The sequence below is a fragment of the Acinetobacter lactucae genome, assembly GCF_013122135.1.
GTDB lineage: Bacteria > Pseudomonadota > Gammaproteobacteria > Pseudomonadales > Moraxellaceae > Acinetobacter > Acinetobacter lactucae.
Genome location: NZ_CP053391.1, coordinates 2,226,511 through 2,238,797, shown reverse-complemented (window position 1 = coordinate 2,238,797; position 12,287 = coordinate 2,226,511). Strand labels below are relative to the sequence as shown.

Here is a 12,287-nt window from a genome sequence, read left to right as displayed (position 1 = left end):
TTTGCTTAAGTCGCTTGTTTAGAGCGAATATCTACAGCTGCGGTGAATAAAACATCTGTAGAAGAGTTAAGGGCTGTTTCTGTCGAGTCTTGCAATACACTGATAATCATACCAATAGCCACAACTTGCATAGCAATTTCTGTTGAAATACCAAATAGGCTACAAGCTACCGGAATTAGAAGTAACGAACCTCCAGCAACACCAGAAGCGCCACAAGCTGAAACTGTAGCAACAACTGATAAAATAACCATTGTTGCAAAATCAACATGAATACCAAGCGTATTTACAGTTGCGAGTGTAAGTACGGTAATCGTAACCGCTGCACCTGCCATATTTACTGTTGCGCCTAGAGGAATAGATACACTAGCTGTAGATGGGTTAACACCTAAGCGCTCTGCTAAATCTAAGTTAACCGGAATGTTGGCTGCTGAGCTTCGTGTAAAGAAGGCAGTAATCCCACTTTCTTTTAGACACTTAAATACAAGAGGATATGGATTCCCACGTATAGTAAGGGCAACAAGAATAGGGTTAATAACTAAAGCAACAAAGAACATTGTGCCTAACAGTACCACTAATAATTGTGCATAGCTTTCAAGTGTTGCAAGACCAGCATCGGCAAAAGTCACTGCAACTAATCCGAAAATACCAACAGGAGCAAAGGCAATTACTTTATGGATAATAGCACTTACAGCATGAGATACATCCTGCATCACTTGTTTTGTGGTGTCTGAACTGTGGCGCATAGCTAAACCTAGGCCAACTGCCCAAGCTAAGATACCAATAAAGTTAGCTTCACTAATTGCTTGAACAGGGTTTGCAATAAAGCTTAAAAGCAAATTTTTTAATATATCTGCGAGACTACCAGGCGCTTGTAAATCATTATGTGAAATTGTATTGAGGAATAATGTGCTTGGGAATGAAAGACTGACGACCACAGCTGTGAAAGCAGCAAGCAACATACCTACCACATATAAAATCATGATAGGGCGTAAATTCGCGCTATGACCTACTTGAAAGTTGGCAATAGAAGAAAGCACCAATACAAAAACTAAAATAGGGGCAACCGATTTTAAGGCTTTAATGAAAAGCTCACCAAATAAACTTAAGTAAGGCGTAACGTTCGGAAATAGTAATGCAACGCCTATCCCTAGAATAATGGCGATAATAATCTTAGTGACTAAGCTTAATCGAGAAAAGAATGCAAGCATATAAAGGCCTTATTAACCTAATCATGGCTAAAGGTTGAACAAGCGGAGTATTTTATACTTAAGTGATGTGAATCTTAAGCTTTTTTATAGCACCTATAAGTTTTTATAATTAATGGTAATATTAAATAATTGTTTTTACTATAATTAATTTTATATTTTAAATTTTATAGTTAGTGGTTTTGCTTGTTAATTGCTCATTAAAAAACTAGGTATATCAAACAGCTGTAAAAGTTTGGAATAAACTAAAGAAAATAGAGTGGCAAAAAGTTAAATATGGTTGAGTTTTTGGAAAAGCTACGCGAATTTTCAAAACTTTGTGCTTGGATTGGATTCTAAGCTTTCAAGCTGAAAAATCGCATATTTCAGGAAGTTACTACTATTATTATAAATTTATAATTTAAAAATATTATTTACTTGCACAGTACAGCTGATGAAGCGTATTTAAAATTGAATGCATATTGTCATCCTTAATAGAGTAAAAAATTTGCTTGCCATCACGACGAGTTGATACAACATCACTTTTGCGTAGCATCATAAGTTGTTGTGAAAGAGTAGGCTGGGTAATTTGGGTCTTCTCTTCAATTTGAGAAACATTTAACTCCTCATAAGCTAAGTGACATAAAATTAATAAACGATCTGTATTAGCCAAAGATTTAAGAATTCCAACGACTGAATCAGCCGCATTTTTCATTTCTTCAATTTGGAGTCCATCTTTCATACTTTATACCTATATCAATATAGCGGGCATAGTATAGATTGATCTTATGAAAATGAATGTAGCAAAACTAATCAATCCAATTGTTTTTGTTGAAAAGCAATATAAGGAGAATTGATAAATAAGCAGTCTTTCTAATTAAAAACAACTATTTGTATTTCTTTTGTGTCTAAAATGTTGCATTGTGTTATAAGTGTAATTGTTAAGTATAAGTGAATCGAAGTCAACCTAAAATTATTCAAATTTACTTCCGATAAATAGTTAAATCTAATTTATCTTCAAGCAAATCATAAAAAATGATTGAGTTTTTATTTTTTAAATATATAATCTGTTTTGTACAGACAGGTCTGTATATTTTGGTTTAGTAAAGTCGAAAAAAACGTCTAAATTTGAACCAAAATGACTTTCAGACGCAGCGTGATACATAAGAAGAATCATTAAATATAAGAAGAAGAATATCACGCTTTATTTTTATGCAGCTCTTTCGAAATCGATTAATTTTTCCACTCGAGTCCAGTAATCATTAATCTTTATTGAACCATGTTCGACTTGGGCTTGAATGGTCATACCTTCTAAGATATTAACTAATAACAAAGATAATGGAACTGGTTCTTTTACATCATACTGATTAAGAAGGTTTTGAATGAGTTGAGTCAACCAAGCTTTATATAAAGTGGCAGGTTGATGGGTTGAAGGGTATTGTTTTAACACTTCTTCCAATGCTTTTTGAAACATACAGCCATTAAAATCTTCACTATTAAACCAGTCGGAATACCATAAAAATACTGCTTTAATTCTCGCAAGCGGGTCTGACTCATCGTGTTTTGATAAGGCTGAAGTAAGAGAGTTTTGTAAAAGCGTATTGCGTAAAAGTAGACACTCTTCAATTAATTTTTCTTTTGATGGGAAATGCTTGTAAAAAGTCATTTTTGCAACGCCAGATTCATTAATGATGCGATCTACACCTATAGAATTATAGCTATACGAGTTAAAAAGTCTTAATGCGGTGTTAATAATGTCATCTTTTTTCGACATATTTTAGCCTCTCACAAATGAATTGCTATTAGCTTGAATGGTGATCTTTATCAATGAGAATCTAGATTATTTAATTTTACAAGGTATTGTTTGTTATTGATAGAAAAAAGATATTATTTTTTTAAACCCTTAAGTCTTACTTATAAGGAACAGGGGCATAAATTCTCGACTATATTTTAAAATAATTAAGACTTTCTTTTACGCAGTCGTTTTTCAAAATCTTTTAATTTAAAATTTTTATCATAAGCCACTGTAAAATTTCAGACAAAAAATTAGTGAGTAATAAACAAGTTTATTTTCTGAGTTTGTTTGCTCATTAAAAAGTAGACTTCCCATTGGTTTGAAAGTCCACTTTTATTAAAGTTTCTTACTCTGAAGGTGGCAAGAGCATCAAAATAGATTCATTAAGTAAGTAAGCAACATTTTCTAATATTTCAATATCACTGAATTGGCTATCAAAAGCTAAGCTTTCTCCATCAGCAATGGCTTTTAATTTTGGTGCGAAAGTTTCAGCTATACATAGTGCTTCGCCATTGCCCCAGAAGCTTAGAATTTCGTCACTTTCTGTATAAAGTAGGCGAGAGGCTGGTTCTAATAGAACTTCATAGCCTTCAGTTAAAATCTCTTGAAGATCATCGGCTTCGATCTCATCAGGTTCTGGAATATTATCTGGATATTTAGGTTCACTCATGTAAGACATGATTGCTGCATCAAGTGCTGCAGAGTCTTGCAACTGAGCTAAAACTAAGTCTTTTAGATAACTTAGTTCAGTTGAGTTAATTTCACCAATTTGACTTATTTGTTTGCGTGCGATGTCTACAACAGGATTTTGGAGTAAAGTATTCGCTGAAAATTGATCGCTAATACGTTCCATCATTCCTGCGATGTTTGGCATGCGAAAGCCAAATGAGAAAGTTAAACAATTATCTTCGGCAACCCCGTAATGTGCCATTCCAGGTGGCACATATAACAAATCGCCTGGTGCTAAAACCTCATCAAACTGCACATCTATTTCTGGTAGAAGTTTTAAAGGTTGATTGGGTACAAATGCAGTATTCACATCACACATTTGTCCTAACTGCCAGCGACGATGACCATGACCTTGAACTAGAAATACATCATAAAAATCAAAATGTTTTCCAACCGAGCCACCTTTAGGTGCATATGACACCATAATATCATCGCGGCGCCATTGAGGAATAAAAGGAAATTTTTTCCAGAGTTCAGAAAGATCAAAAGAGTAGTGGTCTACTGCTTGTACTAAAAGAGTCCATAATTTTGGTAGCTTTTGAAAGTCACCTTTGGTTAGAGGTGAAGACTTTACGTGCCATTCATTTGGGTTTCTATCTTTCTGGCGAATCAGTCGAGCACTTGCATGTTCTTCTAAAGCAAGTTCTTGCACATCTTGGGGTTCTAAAAGACCTACAATCTCTGGCAATCCGTTACGTACCAACAAAGGTTTTTTTTGCCAATACTCTGCTAAAAATTGCTCGGCAGTAATACCGCCTAAAACTGCTAAAGGTTCTGTCATGGAAATAACCTATTTATAAAATATCTAGAATTAAGGAATTTGTAGATCAAGCTGCCTTAAAATATGGCAAAGTTGAATCATAGGAAGACCCATAAGTGTTGTCTGGTCTAGGCCTATCATTTTTTCAAACAAGCTAATTCCTAAACTTTCACACTTAAAGCTACCAGCGCAATGGAGTGGTTGATCTAATAGGACATATCGTTCAATTTCAGCTTGATTCAGTGTTCGAAATTTTACTTGATAATGTTCAACGAGCGTTTGTTCAAAATTTCTATCGAGCCATTGCACGCTGAGGGCAGTGCTAAAAAAGACAGTTCGACCAGAATTCTCGGCTAATTGTGCTTTAGCATTTTCAATAGTCATCGGTTTGCCAATAAAGTCATGCGGAGCATGTTCTCGCCAAGCAACTTGATCTGAACCGATAACAATCGCATTAGGATTTTGTGCAGCAATCACTTGGGCTTTTGTGAAAGCGAGTCTTTTCGCAAGTTCATCGGCATGGGTTTCACCACGAGGACTTTCATCAATATCCGGACTTACACAGATATAATTAATTCCAAGACGATTCATTAAGTCTTTGCGAGTTTGACTACTGGATGCCAAAATAATTTGTGGCTGAACCATTACACTGCAAATTCCATTAATACATCTAAAGGTACATAGCTTAATACAGCTTGATGACATGCATGTATTTTAACAGGAGGTGCTTCACCAGCTTGATAAGCCTCTACCCAACGAGTTACACAGATACACCAGAAATCTCCCGGTTTTAAGCCAGGGAAGCCTACTTCTGGTAAAGGGGTAATAAGATCATTACCAATTTTCTGAGAAAAATTTAAGAAATCGGAGGTCATTTGTGCACATACGGTGTGCTGACCAAGGTCTGTTACTGCCGTATGGCAGAAACCATTTCTAAAATAGCCTGTAATAGGGTCAAAACAACAACTTGCTAAAGGTTCCCCTAAAACATTTAAGCGATTGATTTGTGGATCTGGATGAATAGACATAATGGGTGAAATATCAAATAACTACCTCTATCATAATCAAAACTGGGGCTTTCTACAGCTTTTATGCAAAAAAACTAACCTTTTTTGATGTAATCATTTAAAATTGGCGCGTTTTTAAAATCATAAAGAGAGCTTTACATGAATTTTCAGCGTATGACTGACCTTAACTTAACAGGCAAACGTGTCCTTATTCGTGAAGATTTAAACGTTCCTGTCAAAAATGGTGTGATTACTAGCGATGCTCGCTTACGTGCAGCATTACCAACGATTAAAGCTGCTTTAGATAAAGGCGCAGCAGTGATGGTATTTTCACATCTAGGTCGTCCTGTTGAAGGTGAACCAAAGCCAGAACAATCACTTGCACCAGTAGCTTCTTATTTAACAGAAGTATTGGGCCAAGAAGTTAAATTGTTAACAGATTATCTTGATGGTGTTGAAGTTGAAGCTGGTCAAGTGGTATTGCTTGAGAATGTGCGCTTTAACCATGGCGAAAAGAAAAATAATCCAGAGCTTGCACAAAAATATGCGGCTTTATGTGACGTATTTGTTATGGATGCATTTGGTACTGCTCATCGTGCAGAAGCATCTACTGAAGGTGTAGCTCGTTTCGCTCCAGTTGCGGCAGCTGGTCCTTTATTGGCTGCTGAGTTAGACGCACTAGGCCGCGCAATGCAAACTCCTGAAAAACCAATGGTTGCAATTGTTGCGGGTTCTAAAGTTTCAACTAAACTCGATGTTTTAAACTCACTTTCTACTATTTGTGATCAACTGATTGTTGGTGGCGGTATTGCGAATACATTCTTGGCAGCTGCTGGTTTTAATGTTGGTAAATCATTATATGAAGCTGACTTGATTGAAACTGCTAAGCAAATTGCTGCAAAAGTAAGTGTTCCACTTCCTACAGATGTTGTGGTTGCTGATGCATCACAAATTAATTTTGAAGATTTCTTAGGTTCTTTAGCAGCAGCTCAAGCTGTTGTGAAGAAAGTAGAAGATGTGACTGCGAATGACATGATTTTAGACGTGGGTCCAGAAACTGCTAAAGCATTTGCTAATATTTTAAAAACATCAAAAACAATTCTTTGGAATGGTCCAGTAGGCGTATTTGAAGTAGATCAATTTGGTGAAGGTACAAAAGCGCTTTCCCTTGCGGTTGCTCAATCTGAAGGATTCTCGATTGCTGGTGGTGGTGATACATTAGCTGCGATTGATAAATATAACGTAGCTGATCAAATTGGTTATATTTCTACAGGTGGTGGCGCATTCCTTGAGTTTGTTGAAGGAAAAACTTTGCCAGCAGTGGCTGTTTTACTTGAACGTGCTTAATACTGTTATATAGAAATAAGAAGGGATTGGGTGACCAATCCCTTTTTCATTGATAAGTCATGAAATTGTCATATATCTGCAATATAATAATGAGCATTAAATCACCAACTGTGGACAATAGTGATGAATTTAAAGCTTACATTTGCTGCTATATTAATTGTACCGATGATGTTGACTGCTTGTGCTAAGAAAGATGAAGCATCTCAAGCTGGACAAGAATCAGCCGCTTCTACTGCTGTTTCTGAAAAAGTAACACCTGAGCAACAAGCAGCAATTGATGCGATTGATAAGCCAGTTCTAGATGAAAAGAATACAGATGTGGTTGAAGGTAGTGCGCCAAGTGAGGCTGCTGCTTCAGAAACACATTAATTTGTTGTTTTTTGTTAAAAAATCCCTGCAAATGCGGGGATTTTTTTTGAAATACTGTGATTTGTTGCTGAATTGAAATAAATGACAGGGTAGAATAAGCCGCACTACCTGGGAGGATATTATGGCACTCATTTCAATGCGCCAGCTCTTGGATCACGCTGCTGAACATAACTACGGCGTACCAGCATTTAACGTAAATAACTTAGAACAAATGCGTGCAATTATGCTTGCCGCGGATGCAACCAATTCACCTGTAATTGTTCAAGCATCAGCTGGAGCTCGCAAATATGCAGGCGCTCCATTCTTACGCCATCTTATTTTGGCTGCAATTGAAGAATGGCCACATATTCCAGTGGTAATGCATCAAGACCATGGAACCAGCCCTGATATCTGTCAGCGTTCAATTCAGCTTGGCTTTAGCTCAGTGATGATGGACGGTTCATTAGGTACAGATGGTAAAACACCTACTTCTTACGAATACAATGTTGATGTAACTCGTAATGTTGTTGCTTTAGCACATGCATGTGGTGTTTCTGTCGAAGGTGAGATTGGTTGTTTAGGTAGCCTTGAAACTGGTATGGCTGGTGAAGAAGACGGTGTCGGTGCAGAAGGTGTACTTGATCATTCACAACTTCTTACTTCTGTTGAAGAAGCGACTCAGTTTGTTGCCGATACTAATGTGGATGCATTGGCGATTGCTGTAGGTACTTCACATGGTGCTTACAAGTTCACTCGTCCACCTACAGGCGATATCTTGGCAATTGACCGCATTAAAGAAATTCATGCAGCGTTACCAAATACTCATCTTGTAATGCATGGTTCAAGTTCTGTGCCGCAAGAGTGGTTGAAAGTAATCAATGAGTTTGGCGGTGATATTAAAGAGACTTATGGTGTACCTGTTGAACAGCTTGTAGAAGCAATTAAACATGGTGTTCGTAAGATCAATATCGATACAGACTTACGTTTAGCTTCTACTGGTGCAATTCGTCAGTTTATGGCCGAAAACCCATCTGAGTTCGATCCACGTAAATACTTTGCTAAAACTGTAGATTCAATGAAGCAAATTTGTATTGATCGTTATGAGGCGTTTGGTACAGCTGGAAATGCTGACAAGATCCGCCCAATTTCTTTAGAGAAAATGGTTGATCGTTATAAATAATTCCCATTAGGGTCTAATTTATAGAAACCGGTTATTTATATAACCGGTTTTTTATTGGGTAAATTTCATTCATAAAAAAACCTGTGATAAACACAGGTTTTGATGACAATAGAAGAACTTACTTTTGTAAATTCTTTTTATCTAGGCTTGGATCTTTGATTTCTACATATGCATTTGCACGTACTTCACGTAACCAGCTATCAATTTCGGTGTTAAATTGACGTTCACCTAGAATCTGACGTGCCATACGCTCTTGATATTCATGAGTCATATCTTTTTCGCGTTTGTCTGTCACTTGTAAGATATGCCAACCAAATTGAGTTTGGAATGGTTCACTAATTTCACCTACAGGAATGTCCTGCATTTTTTTGTCAAATTCAGGCACCATCATTCCAGATGTTACCCAACCTAGGCTTCCGCCATCACGTGCTGAACCCGTATCATTTGAATAGGTTGCTGCAAGTGTTGCAAAATCTTCACCAGCTTTTAAGCGTTTATAAATGTTATCAATAATTTGCTTGGCATTCTCAAGCGTCACCACTTCAGATGGTTGAATGAGAATATGGCGGGTTTGAAATTGAGGTACCAAAGCTTTTTGCTCATTTTGTTTACGTTCAAGAAGCTTTAAAACATGTACACCATCACGTACCGATACTAAGTCAGTCGTTTGACCGTCTTGTAGGGGAGTAATACGAGCCGCAAGTTCAGCAGGAATATCAGATAGTGGGCGGAAACCCATGTCAGCACCTTCAACTTTTACATTTGCAGTTGAAAGTTTTTTCAAGGCATTTATATCGTTACTTTGCGTAAGTTTTGAGCGCACTTCCTGAGCTACAGATTGAACTTCCTGTGGATTATCACCAGAAATGCGCATATGAATTACATGTGCTTGGTTACCTAATGCAGCTTGTCCCTGAGGTGATTTTAAGAAGTTTTCTACATCTTGATCACTAATTTTAATACGAGACATCACTTGTTGTTGGCGCAAACGGCTAATCGCTAAATCTTCAGCGATTCGATTGCGCAGACTTTCATAAGTTCCCGGAGCCATAGCATCTAATTTTTGCTGGAAAGCCTCTAAACTTTTAGAGCCAGATTGACTTGCTACTTTAAGTACAGCTTCATTTAAGCTCTTTTCATCAGGTTTAATGCCATATTTTTTAACTTGTTCAAGTTGAGCTTGACGCAAGATTAATTGATCTAATACCTGAAACTGTAAGTATTGCTGAGGTGGCACTTCTTTCTTTTGAGCTTGCAGTTCATGAGCTGCTTCAGCCATACCTTGTTGAAGATCGCTTTTTAAAATTACGCTATTGTCCACAATTGCCACAACTTCATCAGCGGGTTGGGCAAAACTATGCATTGATGAAGAGATTAGGGCAGCAAGTGTAGTTGCTTTAAAAAACTGTTTAAGATGCTTTGTCTTCATTAACGTTGTGTCCAAGATTGATTAATTTTGTTAAAACCTAAAACGCGATTTTCAAGTAAAGACGCGAGTTTATTGTTTAAACCACCTAAACCTTTTAGTGTAATTTCGGCCATGATCGCGCGCTTTTCACTAACATCTGAAGTTTTCGGATCGTCTAGATCGTTATAGTATGAACGGCCGTAGACAGAAATACCCCAGCAACATGACTCATAGTTAACTCCTAATAAGAGTTCGCGGGCAACATCATTGTCCATGTCGTATTGTACGTGGCCCATAATACGCCAATTGTCTTTAATTGGTTGTATAAACGATGCAACAACTTGGTCATAAGTATCTTGACGACCAGGAATATCTTTACGATAGAAATAGCCTAAGTTGTATAGATTTCCTTTATCACCTGTATAGTAAACTTGGAAGTCACGTTGAGCATTGTCGCCATTCGACATCCATGCTGAGTTAGCAGCAATGGTAAAGTTTTGATTAAGTTGGCTTGATAGACTTATAACGGGGCCAGTGTTACGCTCGGTGTCAAATTCATCTTGACCTTGTTTTAAAGTGACACGACGGTCTTCGAAATAGTAACTTTGACCTACGCTTGCACGTAAACGCTCTAAACCTACTGTATCGAAGAGGCTATAACTTACCCCTAATGATAAGAAGTTATTATCTTCAAGGCGGTCATGACCATAGAATCGGTAAGGGTTAAATAATTGATCATAACTTACTGATGCAGTGGTTGAGTCAAAGTTAGGGTAACCATCTTGATTTTTGTATGGTGCATATGCGTAGAAAGCACGTGGTGTAAGTGTTTGTAAGTACTTACCATCACGTTCAAAGTTTAGTCCAGTGTCTAAAGTAAACTGAGGTACAACGACTGATTTATTTTCAGAACCGCCAGGGTTATTTAACTGAGTGTCTTTATCATAAAATGTTTGAATAGAACGTACGGAAACTTCAGGGATCACAAAAGCTGCTGGCGTGCGGTAGTTATAACGTGTTGCGAACTGGTTATAGAAACGTGTACCACTACTTTCCTGAGCAGAGTCATCATTAATTGATTTCTTAAAGTATGCAGTATCGTTATTAAATTCGTATTGTAGTCCTAGTGGATTACCAGTGACGTAATTTAATAAGAATTGCGGTAAACGTGCATATGGTTTGTCTGCATCCTTAACTTGAGGATCAAGTGTCTGGAAATCTTCGACCTTAAGCTGTGCTTTTAAACCTGGAATACCATGTTGATAGTTAAGTTCCCAAGCTCTACGTAAGTTAAGATCTGTTTTAGAGTTCGGACTACTATCTAAATCAGAAAAATAATCTTTATCTGATGCATAGTTATATTCTAGGTTAGTAGACCACTGATCATTGATATCCCAATTATGTAAAAAATGGAAATCTTTACGGTCTTTATCATCATAACTTTTATCGGATGGCAAGATACCACCCCACATTTCACCAGCACCAAAGCCATCGGTTAAATATCTAAACTCACCTTTTAGCATTGCACCGCGGTCTGCTAAATATCGCGGAGTAAGTGTCAGATCATAGTTAGGCGCAAGGTTTAAATAAACCGGAACAGAAAGCTCAACACCACCATCGTTAGAGAAACCAAATTGTGGGTTGAGAATACCTGTAGTACGGCGGTCATCAATCGGGAAGTTAAAATAGGGAACAGCTAGAACAGGAACGTCCTTAACATATAATTTTGTTCCACGAGTTACGCCGCGTCCAGTTTCCTGATTTAACTCAATTTTATTGGCTTGAATTTTCCAACCCGGTTTTTGGCCTGGTGGGCAAGTCGTATAGGTTGCATCATTAAGAACCATAACATTTGGTGAGGTTCTTTCGATTTTTCCTGCATGACCATGGGCATGTTGTTGTTCAGAAATATAAAAACTATTGTCTAAATTCCCAGTTTGGGTTTTTAGGTTGTAATTAATTTCATCACTCTGTGAAAGTAACCCGCCTTGAGCTAACTGTACTCGACCTTGTGCATGCGCAAAGGTTTGGGTCTTATCAATCGTTACTTTATCAGCGCGAACTGTGCGTCCTTCCTGATCAATAACGACATCACCTTCTAAAACAGAATCACCCGCTGGATTGTAGTGTCCGTAGTTAGCCGTAACGACAGAAGTCGCTTTATCTGCATCTAAAGCTTTGGTCTCAGGGTTAATTGGTGTAACCCATGTGCCTTGGCAAAATGCTGAGCTTAAATATTTATTGTCACGAAGCTGAGCTTCAGGCGCAGATTTATCAACATAGTATTGCTGAAAGAATTCTTGACCTGGGTAAGCTTCCTTGATGCTCGCTTTAAGTTGATTATTGTCTATATTGGAGACAACATCAGTTGACTCAGCATAACTTGATTGTATGGAGCCACATAAGAGCGTAAAAATAGCTGTCGCTAAAGGATTAAATTTAAACTGATGCTTCATTGTCTCATTAACCAAGTATGCTAATTCACAATTAATTATTGTCGCATCATAGAGAAAAAGTTTATAAGTGGCT

General features: G+C 37.4%; 11 protein-coding genes. 3 read left to right on the top strand and 8 right to left on the bottom strand.

Annotated features, from left to right (window positions below):
* Positions 1-5: 5 nt before the first annotated feature.
* From sstT to HLV59_RS10385, 6 genes are all read right to left on the bottom strand, one after another.
* Complete coding sequence (gene sstT / locus HLV59_RS10410; RefSeq protein ID WP_081174182.1) at positions 6-1,208, bottom strand: serine/threonine transporter SstT; 1,203 nt, start codon at positions 1,206-1,208, stop codon at positions 6-8.
* Between the two features lie 406 nt (positions 1,209-1,614).
* Positions 1,615-1,926, bottom strand: a complete 312-nt coding sequence (locus tag HLV59_RS10405) for an ArsR/SmtB family transcription factor (RefSeq protein ID WP_002121379.1) — start codon at positions 1,924-1,926, stop codon at positions 1,615-1,617.
* Positions 1,927-2,394: 468 nt separating this feature from the next.
* Positions 2,395-2,958, bottom strand: coding sequence for a TetR/AcrR family transcriptional regulator (locus HLV59_RS10400; protein ID WP_016145079.1), 564 nt, complete (start codon positions 2,956-2,958; stop codon positions 2,395-2,397).
* Between the two features lie 367 nt (positions 2,959-3,325).
* Positions 3,326-4,489, bottom strand: coding sequence for a ribosomal protein uL16 3-hydroxylase (locus tag HLV59_RS10395; RefSeq protein WP_171429907.1), 1,164 nt, complete (start codon positions 4,487-4,489; stop codon positions 3,326-3,328).
* A 30-nt stretch (positions 4,490-4,519) separates the two neighbouring features.
* Positions 4,520-5,113, bottom strand: coding sequence for a Maf family protein (locus HLV59_RS10390; protein WP_016145081.1), 594 nt, complete (start codon positions 5,111-5,113; stop codon positions 4,520-4,522).
* Entirely contained in the window at positions 5,113-5,496 is a 384-nt protein-coding gene (locus HLV59_RS10385) for a DUF2237 family protein (protein ID WP_031948157.1), read from the bottom strand. The genes HLV59_RS10390 and HLV59_RS10385 overlap by 1 nt, the downstream gene beginning before the upstream one ends.
* 138 nt (positions 5,497-5,634) lie before the next feature.
* Here HLV59_RS10385 and HLV59_RS10380 point away from each other — a divergent pair, with 138 nt between their 5' ends.
* The 3 genes from HLV59_RS10380 to fba all read left to right on the top strand — a co-directional run bounded on the left by HLV59_RS10380 (position 5,635) and on the right by fba (position 8,350).
* The gene (locus tag HLV59_RS10380; RefSeq protein ID WP_081174178.1) at positions 5,635-6,822 is read left to right on the top strand and encodes a phosphoglycerate kinase; all 1,188 of its coding nucleotides are present in this window, start codon (positions 5,635-5,637) and stop codon (positions 6,820-6,822) included.
* Positions 6,823-6,945: 123 nt separating this feature from the next.
* Positions 6,946-7,191 (top strand): hypothetical protein, encoded by a 246-nt coding sequence (locus HLV59_RS10375; RefSeq protein ID WP_005069561.1) that lies wholly within the window; start codon positions 6,946-6,948, stop codon positions 7,189-7,191.
* Between the two features lie 121 nt (positions 7,192-7,312).
* Positions 7,313-8,350 carry a class II fructose-bisphosphate aldolase gene (gene fba / locus HLV59_RS10370; protein ID WP_016145083.1) on the top strand — a complete coding sequence of 346 codons (1,038 nt, stop codon included), beginning with the start codon at positions 7,313-7,315 and terminating at the stop codon, positions 8,348-8,350.
* Positions 8,351-8,468: 118 nt separating this feature from the next.
* On the opposite strand, the gene HLV59_RS10365 is transcribed toward fba, so the two are convergent.
* Positions 8,469-9,779 carry a peptidylprolyl isomerase gene (locus HLV59_RS10365; RefSeq protein WP_081174177.1) on the bottom strand — a complete coding sequence of 437 codons (1,311 nt, stop codon included), beginning with the start codon at positions 9,777-9,779 and terminating at the stop codon, positions 8,469-8,471.
* Positions 9,779-12,214 carry an LPS-assembly protein LptD gene (locus HLV59_RS10360; protein WP_081174175.1) on the bottom strand — a complete coding sequence of 812 codons (2,436 nt, stop codon included), beginning with the start codon at positions 12,212-12,214 and terminating at the stop codon, positions 9,779-9,781. The genes HLV59_RS10365 and HLV59_RS10360 overlap by 1 nt, the downstream gene beginning before the upstream one ends.
* Positions 12,215-12,287: the final 73 nt, after the last annotated feature.

Excerpts from the sequence above, each read along its gene's own strand:
- sstT (WP_081174182.1), bottom strand. The coding sequence starts at position 1,208 with ATGCTTGCATTCTTTTCTCGATTAAGCTTAGTCACTAAGATTATTATC.
- HLV59_RS10405 (WP_002121379.1), bottom strand. The coding sequence starts at position 1,926 with ATGAAAGATGGACTCCAAATTGAAGAAATGAAAAATGCGGCTGATTCA.
- HLV59_RS10400 (WP_016145079.1), bottom strand. The coding sequence starts at position 2,958 with ATGTCGAAAAAAGATGACATTATTAACACCGCATTAAGACTTTTTAAC.
- HLV59_RS10395 (WP_171429907.1), bottom strand. The coding sequence starts at position 4,489 with ATGACAGAACCTTTAGCAGTTTTAGGCGGTATTACTGCCGAGCAATTT.
- HLV59_RS10390 (WP_016145081.1), bottom strand. The coding sequence starts at position 5,113 with ATGGTTCAGCCACAAATTATTTTGGCATCCAGTAGTCAAACTCGCAAA.
- HLV59_RS10385 (WP_031948157.1), bottom strand. The coding sequence starts at position 5,496 with ATGTCTATTCATCCAGATCCACAAATCAATCGCTTAAATGTTTTAGGG.
- HLV59_RS10380 (WP_081174178.1), top strand. The coding sequence starts at position 5,635 with ATGAATTTTCAGCGTATGACTGACCTTAACTTAACAGGCAAACGTGTC.
- HLV59_RS10375 (WP_005069561.1), top strand. The coding sequence starts at position 6,946 with ATGAATTTAAAGCTTACATTTGCTGCTATATTAATTGTACCGATGATG.
- fba (WP_016145083.1), top strand. The coding sequence starts at position 7,313 with ATGGCACTCATTTCAATGCGCCAGCTCTTGGATCACGCTGCTGAACAT.
- HLV59_RS10365 (WP_081174177.1), bottom strand. The coding sequence starts at position 9,779 with ATGAAGACAAAGCATCTTAAACAGTTTTTTAAAGCAACTACACTTGCT.
- HLV59_RS10360 (WP_081174175.1), bottom strand. The coding sequence starts at position 12,214 with ATGAAGCATCAGTTTAAATTTAATCCTTTAGCGACAGCTATTTTTACG.